The sequence below is a fragment of the Herminiimonas glaciei genome (genome assembly GCF_042664955.1).
GTDB classification, from domain to species: domain Bacteria; phylum Pseudomonadota; class Gammaproteobacteria; order Burkholderiales; family Burkholderiaceae_D; genus Oxalicibacterium; species Oxalicibacterium glaciei.
This window is the reverse complement of the sequence record NZ_JBHTBU010000001.1, coordinates 277513-304317: the sequence shown is the minus strand read 5'-3', so window position 1 is coordinate 304317 and position 26805 is coordinate 277513. Positions and strand designations below refer to the sequence as shown.

Sequence of the window (26805 nt, the reverse complement as noted above, 5' to 3'; positions counted from 1 at the left end):
CACATCATGGATACCCGTACACTCCCCGCTCAACTCTGCTTCGGCAAAGTGCTGCACACGCGTTTGCGTCCCAGCCAGCATGCATTTGGCTACGACGTCTATTTCATACGCCTGCCCTTGCGGCAAATGGCGCAGCAAACATACACAACACCGCGCTTCTTCTCTATCGGACGTTTCAATTTATTGTCCTTCCACGCCCAGGACCACGGCGATGGGCAGCAAGCACTGCTGCCATGGATAGAGTCACTACTCAGGCGTGAAGGCATTACGGATGCGGATGGTGAAATATGGTTGCAAGCCTTCCCGCGCGTATTGGGCTATGTATTCAATCCGGTTTCATTCTGGTTTTGCCACCGGCAGGATGGAAGCCTGCGTGCGGTGCTGGCCGAGGTACGCAATACCTTCGGCGAAAAACATTGTTATTTGCTGGATACCGGCACGGCGATGCCTTATGGCGTCGAACTGAGCGCGCGCAAAATCTTCCATGTCTCGCCGTTCTGTGCCGTCGAAGGCGTCTATCGCTTCCACTTCATGCGCAGCACGCGGCAGGAAGATGGTGCACCTATCGAACGCCATGTTGCATGCATAGACCACGATGATGCCGACGGTCCCCTGTTACTGACCAGCATTTCCGGTGCTGCGCATTCCTTATCGAATGCCGTCGTCGCCCGCGCCTTCTTCCTGTATCCGTTCATGACCCTGGGCGTGATCGTCAGGATCCATTGGCAAGCGCTCAAGCTCTGGCGCAAGCACACGCCGTTTTTCAGCAAGCCCACCCCACCTTCCAGCGAGTTGAGCAGATGACCAGCAAATCAATCAATCCGGAATCGCTCCGGTTCGAAGCCCAGGCCGGTGCTACCGATGGCCTTCCTTCGCAAGTCAGATTCATCCTGCAGCTATTGCACAAGCTTGAATATGGCGCATTGCGGATGGAATTCCCGAATGGCGTGTGCATGCATTTTGGTGATCATACGCATCCGGTGACCCTGACTTTAAAGAACTACAAGCTGTTCAGCGCGGCCTTGAAGTCCGGTGATATTGGGTTCGCCGAAACCTTCATCAATGGCGACTGGACGAGCGATAACCTGCCCGGCCTGATCGAATTGTTCGTACGCAATCGCGCCGCAGTGGAATCCGTCATCTACGGCAGCTGGCTGGGCAATCTGTTCTATCGCCTCAAACATATTTTCAATCGCAACTCGCGTGCCGGCAGCCGCAAGAATATCCATGCGCACTACGACATCGGCAACGACTTCTACACTTTGTGGCTGGACCCATCCATGACTTATTCCAGCGCCTTGTATGCGAATCAGGCAAGCACTGACGCGGATAGCCTGATCAATGCGCAAAACGCCAAATACCGCCGCATCCTCGACGAGCTACGATTGATGCCACAGGAAAAAGTATTGGAAATAGGTTGCGGCTGGGGTGGCTTTGCCGAACTGGCGGCACGCGAGAAAGCCGCGCACGTAACCGGCCTCACGCTCTCCACCGAACAACTCGCCTATGCGCAACAACGCATGCGCGATGCAGAATTGCAGGATCGGGCCGAGTTGCGCTTGCAGGATTATCGTGATGCAGATGGCCAGTTTGATGCGATTGCTTCGATAGAAATGTTTGAAGCAGTCGGCGAAGCATACTGGCCCAGCTATTTTGAATGCATCAAACGCAATTTGAAAAGCGGTGGCCGCGCCTGCATACAAAGCATCGTCATCGATGACGCCTTGTTTGCAAGGTATCGCAAAGGCACGGATTTCATCCAGCAATACATCTTCCCCGGCGGCATGCTGCCATCGCCGACAGTGTTCCGCCAGCAGGCAGAAAAATATGGCCTGCGCGTCGTCAATGAATTCAAATTCGGGCTCGACTATGCACGCACGCTGCAAGCATGGCGTATCGCCTTCAAACAACAGGCGCAGCAGGTACGTACGCTTGGCTTCGACGAAGGCTTTATGCGTACCTGGGAATTTTACCTGGCGTATTGCGAAGCCGGATTCCTGGCCGGGAGCATAGACGTGGCCCAGTTCACACTGGAAAAACCATGAACCTGCCAAGCATGCAGTTCCGCCGATATGCCTATGCAGGCCTGCTGGCGACCTGCGTGCTGGTATCGGCCTACGCGGCAGATCCTGCCGCACCCGTCCATATACAAAAGGAATTGTCGCCCGCCTATCCGGCGGGTAGCGGCAGCTTTCGCTGGTTAAGCTTGAAGATCTACGATGCGCAACTCTGGATAGGTGACAAGGGCTATAACGGCGATGCGCCTGGTGCCAACAAGTTTGCACTGGACCTGCGCTATGCGCGCAACTTGCAAGGACGCAAAATTGCCGAAGCCAGTCGTGATGAAATGCAAAAGCTGGGCATAGCCACCACACAGCAAGGTGCGGAATGGCAAAGCAAGATGGAGCAAATCTTCCCCGATGTCCATGACGGCACCCACCTGACCGGGATTTACCTGCCGCATGCCGGTGCACGCTTTTATCTGGATGGTAAAGCCATAGGTGAAATCGCGGATCCTGCGTTCGCCCTGGCCTTCTTTGCCATCTGGCTGGATCCCAGGACCAGCGCACCACAATTACGGACTGCACTGCTGGCCGGCGCAGCGCCACGCGAATGAACAGGCTATCCGCCCATGCTTATCTTGCCTACGGCTTGTTCGGCTTGCCGCTGGCCCTGGTCGCCTTGCCAATTTATGTTTATGTGCCGCAGTTTTATGCAGAACGTTTCGGCCTGTCATTAAGCCTGATCGGCGCGACCTTGCTGATTGCACGCGTCTTTGATGCCTTCATCGATCCACTGCTGGGCATGTGGATAGACCACAGTAAAAGTAGCCACGGCTATGGCCGTTTCATATTGCTGGCGCTGCCCTTATTGGCCGGCGGCTTCCTGGCGCTGTTCCATCCGCCGCAATTCACCCAAGGCTCGGCACTGATATGGTTCATGGCGAGCTTGCTGCTGGTGTATATCGGCTTCAGCCTGGCCAGCATTGCGCATCAAAGCTGGGGCGCAGCCCTCACACAAAAATTGAATGAACGTTCATCCTTAACTGCCAGCCGCGAAGCATGTGGACTGGTTGGTGTCATACTGGCGGCATCACTCACCGCCTGGCTCGGACTAAGCTGGCTCAGTTTTATTTTCATAGCCAGCCTGTTGGTATCCAGCATCGTCTTGCTGAAGCTGGCTCCTGAGCCTGTGCACTTGCCGTCGCTCAATCACAATTGGGCGATGATGCTGACGCCTTTCCATACACTACGTTTTCGTTGGTTGTTTGCCGTGCTGCTCGTGAATGGCATTGCTGCTTCCATCCCTGCCACGCTATTCCTCTTCTTCGCCAAAGACCGCTTACAACTGCCGCAGTACGCGGGCATATTCCTGATGCTTTACTTCGCGGCGGCAGCCTGCTCGATGCCAGCGTGGGTAGCTCTGGCCAAACGCCATGGCGAAGCAAGGATATGGTTGCTGGCCATGCTCCTGTCGGCAGCAATATTTGTCTGGGCCTATGGTTTGCCAGCCGGTGCCGCCCTGCCATTCGGCCTGATTTGTGTCCTGTCCGGCCTGACGCTGGGTGCCGACCTGGCACTACCACCGGCGCTGTTGGCAGCCGTTATCAATCAGGCCGGACATAGCGGCCAGCGCGAAGGCTCCTACTTCGGCGCCTGGAGCTGGGCCACCAAGATGAACCTGGCTCTGGCGGCGGGCATCTCGCTGCCCTTATTGCAGCAACTCGGCTATGTGCCGGGTGTCATCAATAGCAATGGCGCACATGCGCTGGCCGTTGGCTATGCATTGCTGCCTTGCCTGCTGAAACTCACCGCGGCCGCCATCCTGTGGCGCGCACCTTTGCGTGGCATTTGAAAGCGGATAGCTAAAGGATACTGATATGAAACGCTGGAAAAAACTCTGCGCTACGCTCGCCCTCATGCTGCTGTCAGCCTGTGCCAGCCATAGCAATATCACCGACTATGCGAACGAAAAACCAACGCTGGACCTGCAACATTACTTTAACGGGACACTGGATGCATGGGGTATGTTCCAGGACAGGTCAGGCAAGGTCGTCAAACGCTTTACCGTCGTCATGCGTTGCAAATGGGAAGGTGATGTCGGCACGCTGGATGAAGATTTCACTTACTCGGACGGCAGCAAACAAAAACGTATCTGGACCCTGCGCAAAGTGGCAGCGAACCGCTATATAGGCACCGCGCCGGATGTAGTCGGTGAGGCAATCGGCATCACCGCCGGCAATACCCTGCACTGGAATTATGTGTTGTCATTACCGGTAGATGGCAAAGTATATGAAGTCAATTTTGACGACTGGATGTACCAGATGGATGATCGTGTCATGTTGAACCGGGCTGCAATGAGCAAGTTTGGTTTCGCGCTGGGGCAGGTTACCCTTTCGTTTACCAAACGCCCTTAAGACGGTAAAGACAGGCATTTACGGAGACTGACTATGAATCCCGTCATTAAAAATTGGGCCAATTTACGGGTCTGGGTCGTAGGGGCCTCGACCGGAATAGGTGCCGAAACCGCCAAGCTGCTATTGGAAAAAGGTGCACGCGTTGCGCTCTCGGCACGTCGCGTCGAACTGCTGCACACCGTTGCCAATTTCCATCCGCGGACATTGGTGGCAGGCCTGGATATAGTCGATCCCGCCAGCGTAAAAGCAGCCCACGCGAAAATCATGGAAGAGTGGCAAGGCCTGGACATGGTGCTGATCGTCGCCGGTGCCTACAATGAAATGCGGGCCGATAACTTTGACCTAGGCGTCGCCCGACACATGCTGGACCTCAACTTGTATGGCCCGCTGAACTGCCTGGACGTCGTACTACCCGGATTGCTGGCACAAGGTCATGGCAGCATAGGCATCGTTTCCTCTGTTGCCGGTTACAGCGGCCTGCCAAAAGCATTGATCTACGGCCCCAGCAAGGCAGCGTTGATTAATCTGTGCGAATCGCTCTACCTCGATTTGCATCCGCGTGGCATAGGCGTTTATATGATCAATCCCGGCTTCGTGGATACCGCGCTAACAGCCGGCAACGATTTTCCGATGCCGGCCTTGATGCAAGCGCCTGATGCCGCGAAGGAAATCGTGCATGGCCTGGAGCGCGGCGAGTTTCATATACACTTCCCGCGACGCCTGAGCAATGTGCTGCGCGTATTGCGCCTGCTGCCCTACCGCCTGTACTTCTGGATCATCCACAAAGGAACCGGACTATGAACGATGGCATAAAAACTGAATTGAGTTATGCCGCCGATATGCAGCGGGTCGTGCATTTTTTCGAAACGCTGACAGTCAAGTCGGCGCAAGAACAACTCGAGCACGTCTATGCACCTGATGCTTACTTCAAGGATCCATTCAATGAAGTACGCGGCCTGGCAAATATCAAACCACTCTTCGTCCATATGTTTACGCAAGTCGAAAATCCGCGCTTTGTCGTGACGTCGACTGTCTTGCAGGGCGATAGCGCTTTCATGACGTGGGAATTCCTGTTCCACATGCGACGCTACGCGCGCGACGAACAATGCATACGCGGTGCCACCCACTTCCGTTTCGCACCGGATGGCCGCGTCAATTTCCACCGCGATTACTGGGATGCAGCGGAAGAGCTGTATGAAAAAATCCCGTTCGTCAGCAGCTTGATGCGCATGCTCAAACGTATCGCCCGCAAGTAAATCCCGTTCCAGGCTTCACTATCTTCCGTGCTCGCAGCAAACGTACTAATATTGCTGTAACTCTTTTTCGAAAGCACGGCATATGAGCCAGCCGCTGGATACCTCCCATCTGTGGATGCCTTTCACCGCCAATCGCCAGTTCAAGGCCAGGCCACGCATGCTGGTTGCCGCTTCCGGCATGTATTACACCAGCGATGACGGCCGGCAAATCCTAGATGGCACAGCAGGTTTGTGGTGCGTCAATGCCGGGCATGGCCACCCAAAGATTACGGAAGCAATACAGAAGCAGGCGGCGGCAATGGACTACGCACCGCTCTTCCAGATCGGCCATCCGCTGGCATTTGAAGCCGCCACCGCGCTGGCAGGCATCGCACCGACGGGACTGAACCGCGTCTTCTTTTGCAACGATGGTTCGGAAGGTGTGGATACCGCACTGAAAATCGCCCTTGCCTACCATCGCATACGCGGTGACGCCGGCCGCACCCGCCTGATAGGCCGCGAACGTGCTTACCACGGCGTCGGCTTCGGTGGCATCGCAGTCGGTGGTATCGCCGGCAATCGCAAGCAATTCGGCCCCGGCCTGGCGGCCGACCATTTGCGTCATCCGCTGGACATTGCGAAGAACGCTTACTCACGTGGCCTGCCGCTGCACGGCGCGGAGATGGCTGATGAACTCGAACAACGGCTGCTGGCCTTGCACGATCCATCGACTGTCGCCGCCGTCATCGTCGAACCCTTGCAAGGCTCAACCGGCGTCATCTTGCCACCCCAGGGTTATCTGGAAAAACTCCGGGCGATCTGCGACAAGCATGGCATCTTGCTGATTTTTGATGAAGTCATCACCGGCTTTGGCCGCTTGGGGACTGCCTTCGGCGCTGATTTCTTTGGTGTCCAACCGGATATGATCGTCTGCGCCAAAGCATTGACGAATGCCGCTGTGCCGATGGGTGCAGTCATCGTGCACGAAAAAATCCATGAGACTTTCATGCAAATGGCACCCGCCGACAGCATAGAACTGTTCCACGGCTACACCTACTCCGGCCATCCGCTGGCCGCAGCAGCAGCCATTGCTACGCTGGACGTTTATCGTGAAGAGCAGCTATTCCAGCGTGCTGCAGGGATGGCACCGTATTTTGAAGATGCCGCGCACAGCCTGAAGGGCCTGCCCTTCGTCAAGGATGTACGCAACCTCGGCCTGGTGGCCGGAGTGGAACTCGAAGGCATAGCCGGCAAACCCGGCGCCCGTGCCTATGAATTATTCACCAAGGCCTTCTGGGAAAAAGGTTTGCTGACACGCGTCACCGCCGACATCCTTGCACTATCACCACCACTGATCATCAACAAGGCTCAGGTTGATGAAATGTTCGGCAGCATTGCCGACATCCTGAAGGGCATGAAGTAAGCACCCTGCCGTACTCGCGTACGAATAGGCAGGGTGTCTCACTTACCAGCGGTAAGTAGCCGTAGCAATTACCTTGCGCATATCACCATAGCGGCAACTACCGGAGCTGCAATTGCTGATGAAGGTCTTGTTGGTCAGGTTACGCATATTGAGAGCAAGGCTCCAACGCTGGAAATCATAGGCAAGCAAGCCATCAAGGATGGTGTATGACGGTAACTTGGCAGCAGCGGATTCCTGATAGCCGTAATTTGAACCGGTAAAGCGCGCGCCTAATCCCACTTTGATGCCCGAAGTAAAGCGGTAGTCCGACCACACGGATACCTGGTCCCTTGATACAGCCTGCATCTGCTTCCCGATTTCGCTAGGTGTAGAGCTCGCCGTTACATCCGCTTTCGGTGTGTAGGTATAAGCCGCCACGATGTTCATATGCGGAATCGGCTGGAACGTTGCTTCCAGCTCGAGGCCGCGCACCAGGATTTCGCCGGTCTGCTTGGGCGAAAAATCTGCCGTATAGGTAATGTAGTTTTGACGACGTAAATCAAAGATCGCTGCGCTATACCTGCTCTTGCTGCCAGGCGGTTGATAGCGGACACCAACTTCATACTGCTGTCCGGTTTCGGGTTTCAGCGGAGTATTGGTTACCGGATCTATCGTTGCTGTCGGATTGAATGATTCGGAATAACTGAAATAAGGTGCGACGCCGCTTGGATGGAGATAAACCAGCCCGGCCCGGCTGGTGAACTTATGCTCTGAAATAGACGTGCTGGAGCCATCACTCAGGCTATACACTGCAGCAGTAGCGGTGTCATATCGCCCACCCAGGGTGGCCGCCCAATTACCCCATTTGATTTGATCCTGCATGTACAAGCCGGTTTGTTTCAAATCGGTCCTTGCATCCATCCATGGAGCGTAAGGCACGACATCGTTGGTATAGACCGGCGCGTAACCATCTATCGGCGAAACGCTACCGTCATTATAGGTACGCTGATAATTGCGTGAATTCTGGTAATCCACACCGAACAGGAAAGTGTGTTGCCAGTCACCCAGCCTGAGCTTGGCTTGCACCTGGTTGTCGATGGTAAACAAGCGGACATTTTCCTTGCTGCCGAAAGGGAATCTTTGCAACATGCGGAAATTGGCGGGATCGCTCGGCACCGCTGGATTAACGACCTCAAAATCAGCCTTGTTATATACCTGTCGGTAATCAAGATCAATCACGCCGTAGCGTGCATTTTGGCGCACCGTCCAGGTATCGTTGAGCTTGTGTTCAAGCATGTAACCCAGCATCCATTGATCATGGTTGAAATGGTCAAAGCCTGGTTCACCTACATATGTCTTGGGAGAAAATTGGCCATTTGGATTCGGCAGCAATGTACCGACTTCAGGGAAGCTACCGTAAGAACTACCGTCCCGAATGCGCAAATAATGCGCCATCACCGTCAGTGAGGTATCACTGGTCGGACGCCAGGTCAGAGACGGCGCAATGAAAACCCGGTCATTTGGCAAACCGCTGGCTTCCAGTTTGGCATCCCGTACCAGGCCGGTGATGCGATACAAAACCTTGCCCTGCTCATCCAGCGCCCCCGAAAAATCACCTGCCACCTGGCGCCGTGAATTATCGCCAAGCTGGACTTGTAATTCACGCACGGGCTCTTCAGTAGGACGCTTGCTGACTACATTGATCATGCCACCCGGACCGGTTTGCCCATACAGCACCGATGTCGGTCCGCGCAAAACCTCAACCCGCTCGGTAGCGTAATTTTCAGTTTGCCAGATCGCCCAGCCATTGTTATTCCGCAGTTGCAAACCATCCAGGTAATAACCCGGTGTCTGCGCATCGAAACCGCGAATAATTGTCCAGTCAAAACGTGAATCGGAACCCCATGGCGAAACATTGATGCCGGGTGTATATGCCAGCGCATCCCGGAGACGGACCGCCCCGCTCGCTTCAATGAAATCTGCAGTCACCACTGAAATGGATTGCGGTGTTTCGATCAGTGGAGTATCCGTCTTGGTAGCGGTAGCAGCACGCTTGGCAAGATAACCATGCACCTCACCGGTAGCGGTCTCCGCCGCTGCGTTATCGCGCACAGTTACCGCCGGCAAGACGGCATCAGAGCCTGTGACAGACGCCGTCCGCAACACATACCCACCATTATCCAATTGCACTGCCTGCAAGCCGCTATTGGCCAGCAATACAGTAAATGCTCCTTGCGGCGTGAATTGTCCGCGCACCGCATTGCCGCTCTTGCCGTTCGTCTGCTCCGCAGTAAATGTCAGCGCTACATTGGCGGTACTGGCAAGACTACGCAATGCTGCCGCCAACGGGCCGGCGGGAATATTGTAGGCCTGGCGTTCATTCGCAGCCTGCGTCCCGCTTGCCTGCGCCATCACCTGCTGCGGCAAAACCGCGCACAGGGTGAAACTGCACAAGGCCAGCGCGACGGCACGCGTCAAAGGTCGCAATATAAATATCTGATGCACTGGAGTGGTCGTGCGTTTGAGCGGCACGATGTGAACGTGTCCGTTTTGATTTCCATAGGCAGGCATGCCGTTTTCCTTCAAGTTGGTTTGCTAAAAATGTAGCCCTTACTTGTAGGTGCCTTGAAAATCAAAATCGGGCAGAACAAAGATGAAAATAATTAAAAATATTTGCAGGACACTTGCGCCAGGCTGCTTCCAGCTGAAAACTACGTTGCCGCTTCCAGCGTCACCCAATACCGCGTGCGCAAACGCACCTGGATCGGCAAGGTATTCGGCAACATTGCAAGGATGCGGTCGGTATCGCCCAAGGGGAACACGCCGGAGAAACGCAGCTCGGCCACTGCCGGATCGCAGAGCATCACACCCACGCGATAGCGGCTGAGCTCGCTCACGAAGTCGGCCAGCCGCACATTATCGGCAATGATTTGCTGGCGGGTCCACGCCGTCGACTGCCGGTCTACGCTGACAAGCTCGCCCAATCCGTCACGGGTAAAAGTGATGCCCTCACCGGCGTTCAGCAAATAGCTGCTTGCATGCGCAGGTGTAATTTCAACCTTGCTTTCGAGTACGGTGGCTGTCGTGCTGCCTTGGCGCTGGCGTACGGTAAATTCAGTACCCAGTGCGCGTACTGCACCCTCCGCAGTTTCAATAATGAATGGTCGCTCCTCTGCGGCGGAATGACCGGTGACTATCATCATCTCACCGGCAACCAGGCGCACGAGGCGGCGTTGCTGATCGAAGCGCACGTTAATCGCACTAGCCGTATTGAGTGTGATGCGCGTGCCGTCATCCAGGGTCAGGCTGCGCTGTTCACCAGTGGCGGTACGATAATCGGCCACCGTTTGCTGCCAGGTTTGGGTACGGGTAGCGAGTGTCCCTGCCACACCGACAGCACCGAACCACAACAGGGTCCGGATCGCCTTGCGTCGTTGCGGCGCTGCCAGCGCAGGATTCGCAAGCGGCGACAGGCTCTGGTAAGCAGCTTGTGCCGGCAAAGACCTGAAGCGCCCGGTCACTGCTTCTATATGTTGCCAGGCCAATTCATTATCCGGTTGCGCCTTGCGCCATTGTTGCCAGCGTTCGCGATCAGCATCAGTCGCATCGCCGGACATCAGCAAGGTCAGCCAATCGGCAGCCACATTCGCCGTGTCATCACTGATCACGCGCCCACTGGCCAATGGCGCGGCCTTCTTCGGATTGGCTGTAACGTTGATCGCTGTCATCGCGTCAGGCCGCCAAAGCAAACAGGCATTGTCGGTTTGCCAGCGACAGGTACTGCTTAACGGAACTGGCCGACACCTTCAGGCGCTCGGCGATCTGCGCATAAGTCAGCTCTTCCAGATGCGCCAGCAGGAAAGCTTCCTTGACCTGGGGCGCCAAACCCTCAAGGGCATCGTCGATCTGCTGTACCGCCTCCAGCGCCAGCAATTGCGTTTCCGGTGATGGCAACAATTCTTCCGGCATTGCAGCCAGCGCCTGCAGATAACTTTCTTCCAGCAATTGGCGTCGATGACGATGTGCCATCAGGCGTCGAGCGATGGTAGTCAGGAAAGGACGTGGTTCACGGATGTCAGCCGCCGTGCCTGCCGTGATGACGCTAACAAAGGTATCTTGCGCCAGGTCGGCGGCGACAAAGGAATCACCCAGCTTGCGCCGCAGCCAACCCTGCAACCATCCGTGATGATCGTTGTAGAGGATTTCAATCGTCGGCACTGGGTTATCGGCTGTTGGCATGAGGGACGGGCTGCCGTGCAGCACCTCAAATATAAATGGGAATTATTCTCAATTATATTTGATCGATCAGGATAGTTGCAAAAATCCTCCGAATTTATGGATTCCATACAACAAGCAGCCCTCCCCCAGCTGGCAAGCCATAAAGAAAAAGCCCGCTGATTCATGGAATCAACGGGCTTTTTAAGGCAGCGCTTCAATTAAGAAACGCGTACTCAGTTATTACGCAGCGTCACGGCCTGCTTTTTTACGCTCATGTTCCTTCAGGAAGCGTTTGCGCAGACGGATGCTCTTAGGTGTAACTTCAACCAATTCGTCGTCGTCAATGAATTCAACTGCATATTCGAGCGACATTTCGATTGGTGGTACCAAACGTACCGCTTCATCCGTACCGGACGAACGAACGTTGGTCAATTGTTTACCTTTGATCGGGTTGACGACCAGGTCGTTATCACGCGAGTGGATACCGATGATCATGCCTTCGTACACTGGATCATTGTGGCTGACGAACATACGGCCGCGATCCTGCAGTTTCCAGATTGCGTACGCTACTGCTGCGCCATCATCCTGCGAGATCAGTACACCGTTGCGACGGCCACCCAAATCACCTTTGGAAGCGTCAACCGGTGCGTAGTCATCAAACACGTGGCTCATCAAGCCGGTACCGCGTGTCAATGTCATGAATTCGCCCTGGAAGCCGATCAGGCCACGTGCAGGAATATGGTATTCCAGACGCACACGACCTTTGCCGTCCGGTTCCATGTTTTGCAGGTCACCACGACGACGACCGAGTTCTTCCATCACGCCGCCCTGATTGACTTCTTCCACGTCAACGGTCAGGTTTTCAAACGGCTCGTGGCGTACGCCATCCACCATTTTGAACACGACGCGTGGACGCGACACGGCCAGCTCAAAACCTTCGCGACGCATGTTTTCGATCAGGATGGTCAGATGCAACTCACCACGACCCGATACTTCGTAGGTAGAATCATCGTTTTCCGATTGCACGACGCGCAGCGCCATGTTGGCTTTCAATTCTTTTTCCAGGCGATCACGGATCTGGCGTGTGGTAACGAACTTGCCTTCGCGACCTGCGAGTGGCGAGCTGTTAACCATGAAGTTCATGGTCAGGGTTGGCTCATCGACTTTCAACATAGGCAGGCCATTCGGTGCATCCACTGCACAGATGGTGGAGCCGATGCCGATTTCTTCGATACCGTTGATCAGGACGATGTCGCCGGCCAATGCTTCATCAACCAGTACGCGATCCAGGCCTTTGAAGGTCAGGACCTGGTTGATACGTGCCTTGGTTGGCTTGTCTTCCGGACCATTCATCCAGACGACGTCTTGACCGCCTTTGATGCGACCTGCCAGGATACGGCCAACGCCGATTTTACCGACGTAGGACGAGTATTCCAGCGATGTAATTTGCAATTGCAACGGTGCATCAGGATCATCTTCACGCGCAGGAACGTGTTCCAGGATCGCGTCGAACAATGGTTCCATGTTGCCGCCACGAACGTCCGGGGTCAGGCCGGCATAGCCGTTCAGGCCGGATGCATAAACGATAGGGAAATCGAGTTGCTCTTCGGTTGCGCCCAGCTTGTCGAACAATTCAAACGTTGCGTTGATGGCCCATTCGGCGCGTGCGCCCGGACGATCAATTTTATTCAGGACAACGATAGGTTTCAGGCCGAGTGCCAGTGCCTTGCGCGTAACGAAACGCGTTTGTGGCATCGGGCCTTCTTGTGCATCCACCAGCAACAACACGCTGTCAACCATCGACAGTACACGTTCCACTTCACCACCGAAGTCAGCGTGGCCTGGGGTGTCAACGATGTTGATGTGGGTGCCTTTGTACTCAACCGCGCAGTTCTTCGACAGAATCGTGATACCACGTTCCTTTTCGATATCGTTCGAGTCCATCACGCGTGCATCAACCTGCTGGTTGTCACGGAAAGTACCTGACTGACGCAATAATTGGTCAACAAGCGTGGTTTTGCCGTGATCAACGTGGGCGATGATGGCAATGTTACGAATAGCGCGTTTTGAGTTTGACATAGTCGTTTTTTACGGTTGGGTGGTGCTGAATTTAGAAAGCCGCATATTATAGCACAGCAAGCCCCTTCGCCTTCGGGAAACCCTTGATATTTCAATGGCTTGCTGCGTTTTTTGTGACAGATTGGTGACGCTGTTACGTTAAGAAAATAGAAACAGATAGTTCAAACGCAGCCGGAAATCCGCGTCAGGACGGCATGTTTTGATTGGTGGAGATCAATCTTTCAGGTGCCAGGATAGAGAATTCCTGCAGCAGGCCGGTGCCGAGCAAGGCTTTATCAACATCGCGATAAACGCGTACCCGTCCTTGTTCCGCAGGTACAACAATGTCTTCCTTGCCAAGCGCCAGGCGTTGCCCGTGCAGGAAGCGGCGGGCCAGTTCTTCCGACAGGTACAAGGCCGGAAAAGATGTCAACAAGGCATCGACGGGTGCTAACAATGCAGCACGCGCAGCCTCTTCCGTTGCGGCCAATTGTTCGATTGTTATTGCGCTATCGATGAACAAATCGCCAACCTGGATCCGGCGCAAGGCATTCAGATGTGCGCCACAACCCAGCGCCGCGCCGATGTCTTCACCCAGTACGCGAATATATGTGCCCTTGCTGCAACTAACACGCAAGGTAAGGAAAGGCGCCTGGTAATCAACGAATTCCAGCAAATGGATAGTGACCGGACGCGCTTCACGTTCCAGCGTGATACCTTCGCGCGCATACTCGTACAAAGGTTTGCCGTCGCGCTTGAGCGCCGAATACATAGGCGGCACTTGCATGATGTCGCCACGGAATTGCGCCAGTACAGCGTCGATTTGCTCACGTGTGACATCGACCGCGGCGGTGGCCAGGGTCTCACCTTCGGTATCGCCGGTGTTGGTGGTGATGCCGAGATGGACCACGGTTTCATAGGTTTTGTCGGCATCCAGCAAGTCTTGTGCGAACTTGGTGGCTTCGCCAAAACACAGTGGCAGCAAACCGGTTGCAAACGGATCCAGCGTGCCGGTATGCCCTGCTTTCAGTGCGCTCAACAGCCACTTCGCCTTGATCAATGCATCATTGCTGGAGACACCAACTTGTTTATCGAGCAGCAGCACGCCGTGGACGGGCACACGCTTTTTCTTGATGTAATTTGTCGCCATGATGGATCAGCAGGTACGCATTATGGGTCGGTCAGGCGCAATGCCGGAGCGGACGAAAGAAAGTGAAAAGAGGTACTGCCCTATGCATGCGCACGGGCAGACAGGACCGGAAGATCAGTCTTCCGCATCCTTGGCACGGCTGGCATTGGCTTCGTCGATCAGCTTGGACATTTCTATCCCGCGTGCGGTCGAGGTGTCATGCACGAAATGCAGTTCCGGCAAAGTATGGATGGTCAGGCGACGACCAAGCTGGCCGCGGATATAACCGGAAGCCGCAGTCAAACCCGATACCGTGTTCTTGATGTCATCCTTCTTGTCGCTCAGCATGGTGAAGAACACCTTCGCATGCGCGTAATCCGGCGTGACCTGAACTTCGGTAATCGTGATCATCCCTACGCGCGGGTCTTTCAACTCGAACGCGATGATTTCAGACAGATCGCGCTGGATCTGGTCTGCGACGCGCAAGCCGCGTCCGGGGATGGATTTACTGTGTTTGGCCATAAACTATTTTATCGATAAAACGGTGAAGCAAAAATAATTTCGCATCGGCTAGCAGCGAAGCCGGCCGATGCGATCAAGTGATACGTGGAAGGGAAACATCCCTTCCCGGCAGGTACCTTACAGTGTACGCGCGATTTCCTGCACTTCGAAGACTTCGAGTTGATCGCCTTCTTTGATGTCGTTGAAGTTTTTCAGGGTCAGACCGCATTCGAAGCCGGCTTTGACTTCCTTCACGTCGTCCTTGAAGCGTTTCAGCGAATCCAGCTCGCCAGTCCAGACCACCACGTTGTCGCGCAGCAAGCGTACCGAAGAACCGCGTTTTGCAACGCCTTCGAGTACGTAGCAACCGGCAATCGCGCCGACTTTGCTGACCAGGATAACCTGGCGAATCTCGACCAGGCCCAGTGCCTGTTCGCGTTTCTCTGGAGCCAACATGCCGGACATCGCCGCCTTGATCTCGTCTACCGCATCGTAAATGATGTTGTAGTAACGGATGTCAACGCCATTGGCTTCCGCCAATTTACGGGCCGAAGCATCAGCACGGGTGTTAAAGCCGATGATGACCGCTTTCGATGCGACTGCCAGGTTGACGTCGGATTCGGAAATGCCACCCACCGCTGCATGCACAACCTGCACACGCACTTCGCTGGTCGACAGTTTCTGCAAGGAGCCAACCAGCGCTTCTTGCGAACCTTGCACGTCGGTCTTGATGATCATAGGCAGGTTTTTGACTTCGCCTTCGCCCATGTTCTCGAACATGTTTTCCAGTTTCGCCGCCTGCTGTTTCGCCAGTTTCACGTCGCGGAACTTACCTTGACGGAACAGGCCGATTTCACGCGCTTTGCGTTCATCCGCCATGACCATGACTTCTTCACCGGCATTCGGTACTTCGGTCAGGCCCTGGATCTCTACCGGAATCGAAGGACCGGCTTCAGTAATGCTCTTGCCGTTTTCGTCCAGCATCGCACGGACACGACCGTAAGCCGAACCCGCCAGCACGACATCGCCACGCTTGAGGGTACCGGATTGCACCAGGATCGTAGCGACCGGACCGCGACCTTTATCGAGCTTGGCTTCAACCACCAAACCACGTGCAGGTGCATCGACCGGTGCTTTCAATTCCAGCACTTCGGCTTGCAGCAATACTTGTTCGAGCAAGGCATCAATGCCTTCACCGGTTTTAGCCGACACTGGCACGAATGGCGAATCGCCACCGTATTCTTCCGGCACGACTTGTTCCGCAATCAATTCCTGCTTGACGCGATCCATATTGGCACCCGGTTTGTCGATCTTGTTGATCGCCACCACCAGAGGTACGCCCGCAGCTTTCGCATGCGCGATCGCTTCTTTTGTTTGCGGCATCACGCCGTCGTCAGCTGCCACCACCAGAATCACGATATCGGTTGCTTTCGCACCGCGTGCACGCATGGCCGTAAATGCTTCATGGCCCGGTGTATCGAGGAAGGTGATCATGCCGCGTGGTGTTTCCACGTGGTATGCGCCGATATGCTGTGTAATACCGCCTGCTTCGCCGGATGCAACCTTGGCGCGACGGATGTAATCCAGCAACGAAGTTTTACCGTGATCGACGTGACCCATGACGGTCACAACCGGTGCGCGCGGCAAGGCTTCGATATCTGCGTGTTCTTCGCCCAGCTCCAGCAATGCTTCCGGATCGTCCAGTTTCGCCGCGTGTGCGGTATGGCCCATTTCTTCGACCAGAATCATTGCTGTTTCTTGATCGAGTACCTGGTTGATCGTGCACATCTGGCCCAGTTTCATCAAATGCTTGATGACTTCGGATGCCTTGACCGACATTTTGTGCGCGAGTTCGGCAACGGTAATCGTTTCCGGTACGTGCACGTCTTTTACGACAGCTTCGGTTGGTGCCTGGAAGTTGCTTTCGCGATCATCATGGTGCGATGGACGACGGCCCTTCGGACCTGCGCGCCAGCCATCACGACCACCGCCGGTGTTGCCGCGGGTCTTGATGCCGGCACCGCGTTTTTTCGCGTCGTCTTGCCAGGTGGACGAGACATTCGCCGATTTGATCGACTTCTTGTCTGCCGCTACTACTGGTTTTTTCTCGTCTTTTTTCTCGCCGGCCTTTTTATCAGCAGGTTTGTGCAAAGTACCTTCGGCAGGTTTGGCTGCGACCGGTGCTACAGGCTCAGGAGCCTTGATGGCGCGACGTGGCGCATTCATCATGGCTTTGATCTGCGCCACTTCATCGGCTACCGCTTTACGTGCGGCTTCAGTCGCGACCGCTTTTTCGCTCGCTTCCTTCGCGGCATCCTTAGCCAGTTGCGCTGCTTTCTTTTTGCTTTCTTCTGCGGCTACGCGTTTTTTCTCTTCCTGCGCCGATTCGTCTGCTTTCGCTTCTACCGGTTTTGCCGCATCCGCTTTTTGTGCTTCTGCTTCAGCTTGTTCTGCTTGTTTCAATGCTTGTGCTTGTGCTTCTTTTTCCGCTTCCAGCTTGGCCAGGCGTTCTTGTTTTTCGCGCAGGTCAGCTTCCTGACGTGCAATCAGCTCAGCCTGACGACGCGCTTCTTCCGCACGACGCTCGATCTCCGCTTCATCAATAACAGGTGCTGCGGCTTTGACTGGTGCTTCTTCAGGCGTGGATTCGTCGCGTTTTACGAAAGTCCGTTTTTTACGCACTTCGACCTGGATCGTGCGCGATTTGCCGGTAGCATCCGCTTGCTTGATTTCAGTCGTTTCTTTACGGGTCAATGTGATCTTTTTCTTTTCACCGTCTGGTGCAACACCATGCGCACGGCGCAGGTGGTCAAGGAGCTTGTCCTTGTCGGCCTTGGATAATTCGTCGGACGTTGAGCTTTTTTCGACGCCAGCATCCCGCAGTTGCGTGAGCAATACGTCTGCTGGCATCTTCAGCTCGGTGGCAAATTGGGCTACATTGTTACTCGCCATTCAGTCCTCTTTTCTATGTAACGCGTTAGATGAAAAACAAGCTTCGGGAATTACTTCGCTTCCGCGAGGCTCCATACCTTGGCTTGCAAGGCCTTGGCGTGGTCATCGTATTTAGCATCGATGAGTTTCATCTCTTCGTCTGTCACATCTTTAAATTCATCTTCAATCAGTTGACGCGCACGGTCTGCAGGCAATGCCAGAATCGCGCCAAACTCGTCATAGGCCAGGGCCGAGAATGCTGCCAGCGTTTTGATACCAGCCAAACCAAGTTTGCCTGCCATCACACGATCCATACCTTCCAGATTCGCCAGCGCGTCTTCCATGCCTTCCAGACCTTCTTCGGAAGCAATCGCTTCTGTTACCAGTGCATCGCGTGCGCGGTTGCGCAATTCGTTGACGGTGTCTTCGTCAAACGATTCGATGTCCAGCATTTCGCTGATAGGCACATAAGCAATCTCTTCCAGGCTCGCAAACCCTTCATCCACCAGAATGTCGGCAACTTCCTGGTCGACATCCAGTTTTTCCATGAACAGGGTGCGAATCGCGGCTGTTTCCAGTTGCGATTTATCGGCAGACTCTTCCGCCGTCATGATGTTGATTTGCCAGCCGGTCAGTTCCGAAGCCAGGCGTACGTTTTGACCGCCGCGACCGATTGCGATCGCCAGGTTTTCTTCGTCGACCACAACGTCCATTGCATGCTTTTCTTCATCAACCACGATCGAAGAAACGTTGGCCGGAGCCAAAGCACCAATCACGAACTGCGCCGGGTCTTCCGACCACAACACGATATCTACACGTTCGCCGCCGAGTTCACCGGTAACAGCCTGAACACGGGAACCGCGCATACCAACGCAGGTGCCGATAGGATCGATACGCTTGTCGCTGGTAAACACAGCGATCTTGGCGCGGACGCCGGCGTCACGTGCAGCCGATTTAATTTCCAGCAAGCCTTGTTCGATTTCCGGAACTTCCAGCTCGAACAATTTCATGATGAATTCCGGCGCGGTACGCGACAGGATCACTTGCGGGCCGCGTGCATTGCGGTCGATACGCAGGATATAGGCACGAACGCGATCACCGATACGCAGGTTCTCTTTAGGAATTGTTTGGTCGCGCGGCAAGCGTGCTTCGATACGGCCGGATTCGACAATCGCATCGCCGCGTTCCATACGCTTGATGGTGCCGGTAACCAGCGAATCGCCACGTTCCAGGAAGTCAGCCAGAATTTGTTCGCGCTCGGCATCACGGATGCGTTGCAGTACAACCTGTTTGGTGTCTTGCGCAAAGCGACGACCGAATTCAACCGATTCAATCGGCTCTTCAATATAGTCATCCACTTCGATATCGCCGATTTGTTCCTTGGCTTCGAAATGCAGGATTTCCTGATCCGGCAATTGCAGACCCGCTTCGTCAGGCACTACGTGCCAGCGACGGAAGGATTCAAATTCGCCAGTTTCGCGATCGATGGATACACGGATGTCGACATCGCCTTCGTAGCGCTTTTTGGTCGCTTGCGCGAGCGCGTGTTCCAAGGCTCCGAAAACGATATCCTTATCGACGTTTTTTTCGCGCGCTAGCGCATCAACCAACAATAAAATTTCGCGACTCATGCTTTGCGACTCCTAAAATTCACTTGTGGCACTAAATGTGCCTTGTCTACATCAGCGAGCGTAAATTCGAGCTTCGCCGGCCCATCGTTTCCTTCAAATTCCAACGCGAGTGTCTCGCCTACCGGTTCCTGCAAAATGCCCTGGAACGATTTGCGATTCGCCGCATTCGGCATCGGCATACGCAATTTAACCAGTGCCTCGGCACCGGCAAAACGCACATAATCCGACAACTTCTTCAGCGGCCTGTCGAGACCGGGTGACGACACTTCCAGTCGTTCGTAATTGGCGTTTTCAACCGTCAATACATGCAACAACTGGTGCGTTACCTTTTCGCAGTCCTCTACCGTGATCGCACCTTTATCCGCATCTTCCGGAGTAAAGTCGATAAACACGCGCACCAGACCGCGGGCTGCCTGTTCAAAATTGACCAGTTCATAGCCCATGCCAACCACGGTTTTTTCAATTAGCGCCGACAACTGCAAAAGAATTCTCCGAATAACGTCAATCACGACCAAGTCGAAATTGAATACAACAATGCAAACTGTTTAACAAAAAAAAAATGGGCATCTGCCCATCTTTTTTATCATTCTGACCACCGAATTCAATGCCAAAAACATAATTTTTGGGCTGGCGACCTTCGTTAACTGCCGAATTATAGTTGATTAACAGGTCAACCGCAATGTTGGAATCCCTGCAGCACCCATTCGGACAGCTGACAAATCCGTCTTTTTCAAATCCGGCGCGTCAAACGACGTGCCATGGAACAGACAAATTAAGCTTTAAACTTTGGAGCGACGGCGCGGGCCGCCTTGCGGGCCATTTCCGCCACCAGGTCCACGATGCGGACCGTTACCACCGCCGGGACCACGATTCGGTCCGTTGCTGCGACGCGGTTGGCCCATACCCGGGAAACCCAGCGAAGTCTGCAGCGGATCCGGTTGGCGGCTACGTTGTTGCCCCTGGCGATTCGGCTTACCCGGATTTTGTCCTTGCGAACGTCCCTGGCCAGCACCGGTGTTTTGCCACTGGCTAGGGCTGCGTGGCTGGCCGAGGCCATTATCGACACGCGGCGCGCGATTGCCGTTAACACGATCACCACCTGCAGCACGGCCTTTATTGGCAGGACCGGCTTCACCTGTATTCTTGTCCAGACCACTCAGTGCCAGTAAGTCGCGCACTGCGTGCTCTTCCATTTCTTCCCAGCGACCGCGCTTAAGGTTTTTAGGCAGGGTCAGCAAACCGTAACGGGTACGGATCAGGCGCGATACGGTCAGGCCGATCGCTTCAAACATACGGCGCACTTCGCGGTTACGGCCTTCGCCGATGGTCACGCGATACCATTTGTTGACGCCTTCACCACCACCATCGGCGATTTTGGAGAATTGCGCCAAACCGTCTTCCAGTTCGACACCGGCCAGCAATTTCTGACGCATGCCCTCTTCCAGCTCACCCAGGGTACGCACCGCGTATTCGCGGTCGATACCGTAGCGCGGGTGCATCAGGCGGTTGGCCAGATCACCGGAAGTGGTAAACAGCAACAAACCTTCAGTATTGAAATCGAGGCGACCGACGGCCAGCCACTTGGCAGCCTTCATCGTCGGCAAACGATCGAATACCGATGGACGGCCTTCCGGATCGTTGGTGCTGACAATTTCACCGGCCGGCTTGTGATACACCAGCACGCGTGGCGGCTTCTTGCTTACTTTGCGTTGGATCAGCTTGCCGTTGATACGCACCTGGTCGGTCGGCAAGATGCGCTGGCCGATATGGGCAGGCTCGCCGTTGACCGATACGCGGCCGGCAATAATCAATTCTTCCATATCGCGACGCGAACCGAGACCGGCTTCAGCCAGTACTTTATGCAATTTCGGCGCATCGTCGTCCGCCGTCAAATCGCGGCGTACGGTTTTTTGTTCATGGCGACGTTTACCACCGGCGCTGTCTTCTACCGCCAGCGAGTCAAAGTCATCGGAAGTAACAAAGGAAAACACATCATCGGCATTGTCTGCCTTGCCATGTGGTTTGCCGCCGCGCTGCGTACCGGCACCATTTGGCTTGCCGCGACCTTGCGGCCGTGGCGCGCCCTTGGCGCCCTTCGCACCCGGCTGACGTTCACCGCGGCGATTATTATTAGTACGTTCCTTGCGCACTTCACCATCAACAGCGGCGCTGCGTACCTCACCTTGTGGGAGATCTTGTGCGCCTTCGGCACCATCAGCCTTCACTACAGCAGACTCTGTTGCCTCACGTGGCGTATTACGGGCACGGCGCAAAGTGCGTGGACCGCGCAAACCGCGCTTGGCCGGCTTGGCAGCAGCACCTTCTTGCGCCGCGGCAGGAGCCTGCTCGCCGGAATGCTCGGATGGGGATGCGTCATTGCCTGGCGCATCGGAAGTATTATTTTTCGTTGGGCGATTCATTATTCAATTCTTGGTTGTGCTCACTTGGGACGTCAACAACCGTCAAGTCAGGCGCTGCTGCGTCGGTAGGAATGGCCGCTTCGGATTCCGAAGTACTCAATTCAGTTGTTTGTATTGCCGCATCCTCAACGCCTTCGGCTTCTTCAGCAACGACGGTGGTTTCGACCACTTCAATATCAGTTGCTTCAGCAACAGTTACGTCGGCTTCGACTATCCCGGCGTCAACTGATTCAATCTCAATTGTTTCCGCGACAGCTTCGGTAGGAGTGGCGTCAGCCTGCCCATCTTCTGCAGGGCCTTCGGCGGCGGTTTCAGTACCGGCGAAATCAATCGCCGTCTGATCCAGATGTTCTTGCAATTCTGCTTCCAGGCCCTGCATCTCCAGCAAGGCACTGCCCTGCATGTCGCCCTTCTCTACTTGCTGCAGAGGCGGCAATTGATCCAGCGAAGTCAGGCCGAGATCGTCGAGGAAATGCTTGGTCGTCGCGAATAACGCTGGTCGACCAGGGACATCACGATGCCCGATGGATTCGATCCAGCCGCGATCTTCCAGCATCTTGATGGTTTGCGAATTGACCGTGACACCACGGATTTCTTCGATATCGCCGCGCGTAACCGGCTGGCGATAGGTAATGATGGCAAGCGTCTCTAGTGTCGCACGCGAATATTTCGGTGGCTTTTCCGGATTCAGGCGCTCCAGGTAGATCTTCATCTCCGGACGGCTCTGGAAACGCCAGCCGGTCGACAGGCTGACCACCTCGATACCTTTATCTATCCAGTCGTCACGCAACTCTTCAAGCATTTGCTTGATTTCGTCAGTACCAATCTGTCCGTCAGTCTCGCCCGTTTCGACAAAAAGCTTCTTCATGTCGTTTATGGACAGGGGCTCGTGAGCGCAAAGTAGCGCTGTTTCGAGGACCTTCTTCGCCTCAGCAATATTCATTTACGATATTTACGACTGTTTAGTTGCAATGTGCAGAAATTATATTCAACGACAACCATCTTTGGAATCGATTGTCCGGTTAGAGAACCAGTTGATACTGCAATCCGACGCCCGTTTAGAGGAGATGTAATGTGGGCGGGATTTATATAAGACTTGTAAGACTTTGGTTGCGGGGGCAGGATTTGAACCTACGACCTTCGGGTTATGAGCCCGACGAGCTGCCAGACTGCTCCACCCCGCGTCTGAAGATATGAAGTATATATGGTATCGCTACGCAAAGCAATCTTAATTGCAGCTTCTTTATGCGGTGATACACTTCTGCACTTGCAATCATGTCGGTAATGATCCGGATAACCAGGCTTTTCAACGATTTGTCATTTTTATGAAATTTTGTTCCGAGTGCGCACACCCTGTCTCGCTGTCGATTCCTGAAGGCGACAACCGCCCGCGTTATGTGTGCAGCAATTGCGGCGCGATTCATTACCAGAATCCAAAGATGGTATTAGGCTCCATCCCGGTCTGGGATGAAGATGGCGACATGCGCATCCTGCTGTGCAAACGCGCAATCGAACCGCGCCTCGGTTACTGGACGCTGCCGGCCGGCTTCATGGAAAACAATGAAACCACCAGCAATGCAGCTATCCGCGAAACCGTCGAAGAAGCCGGCGCCAATATCCGCCTGCATGAATTGTTTTCTTTATTGAATGTGCCGCATGTGCACCAGGTGCATATGTTTTACCGCGCCACCCTGCTCGACTTGAACTATGCGGCAGGCGTTGAAAGCCTGGAAGTCAAACTGTTCGCACCTGAAGACATTCCATGGGAAGACATCGCCTTTCCGACGGTCCACCACACGCTGAAGTTTTTCCTGGCAGACCATGCGAAGGTAAAAAACGGCGGCTCCTATGGCTTCCATACGCTGGACATACTCAAACCGATGCTCAGCCCGGAATCATTTACCAACAGTTAATTGCTGTTACTGATGGCTCTAATATAAAAGGCTTATTCCCATTGCAAGGGAATAAGCCTTTATTAATACCACGCGTTGCCATTTAAAAGGTGGCCTCCGTCATCCCGACGAGACTAAGGATTGACGCCGTTTTCAGGCAGAGGATAACTTGCACCACCGCTACCACGCACAGGAATTTGCAGGCGCGTGACCAGTTGCCGGCAAGCTGTCCTGGCTTCCGCCATAATTTCTTCACCATCCGCAGTCGCCAATTGGCCGTTTTCATAAACAATCTTGCCATCCACCATGGTCAGGCTCACATCACGGCCGGAACCGGCATAGACCAGGCTGGCAATGATGTCAAAACAAGGTGCCAGTGCAGGACGCGCCAGGGATACCACAACCACGTCAGCCAGCTTGCCGACTGCCAATTGACCTGCGTCAACACCCGCAATCTGCGCGCCGCCACGCGTAGCCAAGGCAAATGCATCCCAGGCATTCGTGGCAACCGGATCGAGGGTGGCAAGGCGTTGCACATAAATCACTTGCTTCATGATTTGAAACATATCGAAGGAATGCCCGGCCGCGCCATCAGCCCCTATACCTATGCTGGCGCCAGCCTCGTTCAAGAGACCGAGGCGCATGGCACCGGAAGCCAGGTATTCATTCGACATCGGGTTATGCGCAATGCCGCAACGCCGACGTGCCACGATTTCAACTTCTTCATCATCCAGCCAGATCGCATGGGCAAAGGTGGCATGCTGATCCAGCAAGCCGTTGCGCTCCATCCAGGTGAAAGGACGCAAGCCATAAGCTTGTTGGTAGATGGTCGGATCAATCGCTGCTTCGGAACAATGTGTATGCCATTTGACGCCATACTCGCCGGCCAGCGCAACGGACTGCCGCACCAGTTCCTGGTCGTTGTAAATCACATTGATAGGCGCCGGCCAAATGCTGATGCGTTCATCCTGCCATTGCTCCATGCAAGCACGCATGGCTGCAATCTCATCGACGGTACTGTGCTGAAACAAAGCCGGACTAAGGCCGTTATCCCTGGCGACATCTGTAAAGGGACCGAACATGCCACGTGCGACTACCCCACGCAAGCCGATATCCCGCAACGCCGCGGCCACCGCCAGCGTGGTATCCACATCAGCCGGTGCATAGTGATTGTCGATGATCGTAGTAGTACCGCAGGACAAGGCTTCCAGCGCACCCAGGCGAACTGCCGTCAATGCTTCATGCGGTGAAATATTCGCTGCCAGCGGCAGCATGAATTCACCCAGCCATTGCCACAAGGCCATACCATCACCCAGGCCCCGCCCCGCCGCCTGGAACAAATGGTTATGGCAGTCGATCAGACCCGGGATAATCGCCTGACCGCGGCAGTCAACACGCCGCGCTGCCTGCCAGTGCTCAAGCTTCGCAGTCTCGTCAACTGCCACAATACGGTTGCCGCTGACTGCCACCGCACCATCCTCAAGGATACGGCGCCCGTCATCCATGGTGACCACGATCCCATGTACAAATAAAACGTCACAGCTGTTCAATCTATTTCTCCTGCGGAATGTGCTTAATGAGATTGATGGCTCTGCGGCGCAAGCGGTGCCGCCGGTGCATCTCCCCTTGCTGAAGGCGTCGCGCTGTCTTCCTGCTGCAACTGCCGTGCTCCGTTAAACAGGACATTCAGCAGCATCGCGGTGATGACTGTCAGCAGTACACCGCTATGCAAGAGCGGCGTCATGAAATCCGGAAAGGCCGAGAAAAATTTGGGCGACATCGTAGGGATCATACCGACGCCCAGGCTAATCGCAAGTATCAGCGTGTTATGCCGGTTATGTCGGAAATCAACACTCTGCAGGATGCGTACTCCTGAACCGGCCACCATGCCAAACATTGCAATCGCCGCACCACCCAGTACGTAATGCGGAATCGACGCGACCAGGTGCGCCAGCTTGGGCAACAAGCCCAACATGATCAGGAAAATCCCGGCGGCAACGCACACATAGCGACTACGGACACCGGTAATGCCGACCAAGCCGATATTTTGCGCGTAGGAGGTGTAAGGAAAGGTATTGAAAACGCCGCCGATCGTTGCACCTAATGCATCGGCACGCAAACCACGTGTGAATTCATCACGGCTGATTTTGCGCCCCAGTATTTCGCCAAGAGAAAAGAACAGCCCAATGGACTCAACCATGGTGATCACCACCACCAATGCCATGGTGATAATGGCGACCGGATCGAAGGTCGGCATGCCGAACTGGAAGGGGCGCACCATCGCCACCCAGGGCGTGGCTTCAACACCGGAAAAATGAACGTCGCCAAACAGGACGGCAACCAAAGTACCGGCAGCTATCCCTATCAATATCGCAATATTCGCCAGGAAGCCACGGCCAAATCGCGCAACCAGCAAGGTTACGACCAACACCAATGCCGCGACACTAATATAGAACGGATGGCCAAAGTCAGCCGCACCGTAACCACCGCCAGCCCAGGTAATCGCCACCCCGAGCAGGCTGGTACCCAGGGCCAGCAGGGTTGAGCCGGTCACCAAAGGTGGGAACAAGGGCAAGGCGCGAATGATCAGTGGCACCAGTAGCAGGCACAACAAGCCGGCTCCAATGATGGCGCCATATAGTCCGGGCAAACCCAAGCCCGGGCTGTATGCAATCGCGATCATGGGCGCGATCCCGGCGTAGGACACACCCATCATCACCGGCAATCTAATCCCTATCCATTTCCCTATGCCCAGTGACTGCAATATTGAAATGAGGCCGCAACACAGCAAATCAGCATTGATCAACATTGCGATTTGTTCAGCGGGCAATTTGAGCGCGCCGCCGACTATCAGCGGCACAGTTACCGCCCCTGCGTACATCACAAGTAAATGCTGAAGGCCCAGGGCGGCGGTACGACCGAGGGGTGGGCACACGTTGATTTCGTCCATGCCTGATCTTGCATCCATTGT

Annotated in this window: 22 protein-coding genes and 1 tRNA gene; 9 read left to right on the top strand and 14 right to left on the bottom strand. The window is 54.8% G+C overall.

Translation table 11 applies throughout. The features are described from left to right. Positions 1-6: 6 nt before the first annotated feature. The 8 genes from ACFQPC_RS01415 (at position 7) to aptA (ending at position 7075) form a co-directional block, all read left to right on the top strand. Complete coding sequence (locus ACFQPC_RS01415) at positions 7-804, top strand: DUF1365 domain-containing protein (protein WP_382269868.1); 798 nt, start codon at positions 7-9, stop codon at positions 802-804. Continuing rightward, complete coding sequence (locus tag ACFQPC_RS01410; RefSeq protein WP_382269867.1) at positions 801-2045, top strand: class I SAM-dependent methyltransferase; 1245 nt, start codon at positions 801-803, stop codon at positions 2043-2045. Before ACFQPC_RS01415 ends, ACFQPC_RS01410 begins: the two co-directional genes overlap by 4 nt. Then, the gene (locus ACFQPC_RS01405) at positions 2042-2617 is read left to right on the top strand and encodes a chalcone isomerase family protein (protein ID WP_382269866.1); all 576 of its coding nucleotides are present in this window, start codon (positions 2042-2044) and stop codon (positions 2615-2617) included. Before ACFQPC_RS01410 ends, ACFQPC_RS01405 begins: the two co-directional genes overlap by 4 nt. After that, positions 2614-3855 (top strand): MFS transporter, encoded by a 1242-nt coding sequence (locus tag ACFQPC_RS01400; protein ID WP_382269865.1) that lies wholly within the window; start codon positions 2614-2616, stop codon positions 3853-3855. Before ACFQPC_RS01405 ends, ACFQPC_RS01400 begins: the two co-directional genes overlap by 4 nt. A gap of 25 nt (positions 3856-3880) precedes the next feature. Then, positions 3881-4417: a DUF3833 domain-containing protein gene (locus ACFQPC_RS01395; protein WP_382269864.1), complete on the top strand. Its 537-nt coding sequence runs from the start codon at positions 3881-3883 to the stop codon at positions 4415-4417. Between the two features lie 33 nt (positions 4418-4450). Continuing rightward, positions 4451-5218, top strand: coding sequence for an SDR family NAD(P)-dependent oxidoreductase (locus ACFQPC_RS01390; protein ID WP_382269863.1), 768 nt, complete (start codon positions 4451-4453; stop codon positions 5216-5218). Then, positions 5215-5673, top strand: a complete 459-nt coding sequence (locus ACFQPC_RS01385; protein ID WP_382269862.1) for a nuclear transport factor 2 family protein — start codon at positions 5215-5217, stop codon at positions 5671-5673. Before ACFQPC_RS01390 ends, ACFQPC_RS01385 begins: the two co-directional genes overlap by 4 nt. An 82-nt stretch (positions 5674-5755) precedes the next feature. Next, positions 5756-7075: an omega-aminotransferase AptA gene (gene aptA / locus ACFQPC_RS01380; protein WP_382269861.1), complete on the top strand. Its 1320-nt coding sequence runs from the start codon at positions 5756-5758 to the stop codon at positions 7073-7075. Between the two features lie 42 nt (positions 7076-7117). On the opposite strand, the gene ACFQPC_RS01375 is transcribed toward aptA, so the two are convergent. The 12 genes from ACFQPC_RS01375 to ACFQPC_RS01320 all read right to left on the bottom strand — a co-directional run bounded on the left by ACFQPC_RS01375 (position 7118) and on the right by ACFQPC_RS01320 (position 23126). Next, positions 7118-9625, bottom strand: coding sequence for a TonB-dependent siderophore receptor (locus tag ACFQPC_RS01375; protein ID WP_382269860.1), 2508 nt, complete (start codon positions 9623-9625; stop codon positions 7118-7120). Positions 9626-9765: 140 nt separating this feature from the next. Continuing rightward, positions 9766-10782, bottom strand: coding sequence for a FecR domain-containing protein (locus tag ACFQPC_RS01370; protein WP_382269859.1), 1017 nt, complete (start codon positions 10780-10782; stop codon positions 9766-9768). Between the two features lie 4 nt (positions 10783-10786). After that, the gene (locus ACFQPC_RS01365; RefSeq protein WP_382269858.1) at positions 10787-11293 is read right to left on the bottom strand and encodes a sigma-70 family RNA polymerase sigma factor; all 507 of its coding nucleotides are present in this window, start codon (positions 11291-11293) and stop codon (positions 10787-10789) included. Between the two features lie 219 nt (positions 11294-11512). Next, the gene (typA, locus tag ACFQPC_RS01360; RefSeq protein ID WP_382269857.1) at positions 11513-13351 is read right to left on the bottom strand and encodes a translational GTPase TypA; all 1839 of its coding nucleotides are present in this window, start codon (positions 13349-13351) and stop codon (positions 11513-11515) included. Positions 13352-13535: 184 nt separating this feature from the next. Continuing rightward, positions 13536-14480 (bottom strand): tRNA pseudouridine(55) synthase TruB, encoded by a 945-nt coding sequence (gene truB / locus ACFQPC_RS01355; RefSeq protein WP_382269856.1) that lies wholly within the window; start codon positions 14478-14480, stop codon positions 13536-13538. A gap of 114 nt (positions 14481-14594) precedes the next feature. Continuing rightward, entirely contained in the window at positions 14595-14981 is a 387-nt protein-coding gene (gene rbfA / locus ACFQPC_RS01350; RefSeq protein ID WP_012080347.1) for a 30S ribosome-binding factor RbfA, read from the bottom strand. A gap of 117 nt (positions 14982-15098) precedes the next feature. Next, positions 15099-17912: a translation initiation factor IF-2 gene (gene infB, locus ACFQPC_RS01345; protein WP_382269855.1), complete on the bottom strand. Its 2814-nt coding sequence runs from the start codon at positions 17910-17912 to the stop codon at positions 15099-15101. 50 nt (positions 17913-17962) lie between these two features. After that, entirely contained in the window at positions 17963-19522 is a 1560-nt protein-coding gene (gene nusA, locus ACFQPC_RS01340) for a transcription termination factor NusA (protein WP_382269854.1), read from the bottom strand. Next, positions 19519-20004 (bottom strand): ribosome maturation factor RimP, encoded by a 486-nt coding sequence (rimP, locus tag ACFQPC_RS01335; protein WP_041296583.1) that lies wholly within the window; start codon positions 20002-20004, stop codon positions 19519-19521. The genes nusA and rimP overlap by 4 nt, the downstream gene beginning before the upstream one ends. 297 nt (positions 20005-20301) lie before the next feature. Continuing rightward, positions 20302-21942 carry a 23S rRNA pseudouridine(2605) synthase RluB gene (gene rluB, locus ACFQPC_RS01330; RefSeq protein WP_382269853.1) on the bottom strand — a complete coding sequence of 547 codons (1641 nt, stop codon included), beginning with the start codon at positions 21940-21942 and terminating at the stop codon, positions 20302-20304. Then, positions 21920-22885 carry an SMC-Scp complex subunit ScpB gene (gene scpB / locus ACFQPC_RS01325; RefSeq protein ID WP_382269852.1) on the bottom strand — a complete coding sequence of 322 codons (966 nt, stop codon included), beginning with the start codon at positions 22883-22885 and terminating at the stop codon, positions 21920-21922. Before scpB ends, rluB begins: the two co-directional genes overlap by 23 nt. Positions 22886-23049: 164 nt before the next feature. After that, positions 23050-23126: transfer RNA gene (locus ACFQPC_RS01320), tRNA-Met, on the bottom strand. A gap of 141 nt (positions 23127-23267) precedes the next feature. Between ACFQPC_RS01320 and ACFQPC_RS01315 the strand changes: the two genes are divergently transcribed. Next, the gene (locus ACFQPC_RS01315) at positions 23268-23855 is read left to right on the top strand and encodes an NUDIX hydrolase (protein ID WP_382269851.1); all 588 of its coding nucleotides are present in this window, start codon (positions 23268-23270) and stop codon (positions 23853-23855) included. A gap of 113 nt (positions 23856-23968) precedes the next feature. Here ACFQPC_RS01315 and ACFQPC_RS01310 read toward each other — a convergent pair whose 3' ends face one another. Next, a complete protein-coding gene (locus ACFQPC_RS01310; protein WP_382269850.1) occupies positions 23969-25384 on the bottom strand; it encodes an amidohydrolase family protein in 1416 nt (471 codons plus the stop codon). Between the two features lie 23 nt (positions 25385-25407). Beyond that, a complete protein-coding gene (locus ACFQPC_RS01305) occupies positions 25408-26802 on the bottom strand; it encodes a nucleobase:cation symporter-2 family protein (RefSeq protein WP_382269849.1) in 1395 nt (464 codons plus the stop codon). Positions 26803-26805 lie beyond the last annotated feature (3 nt).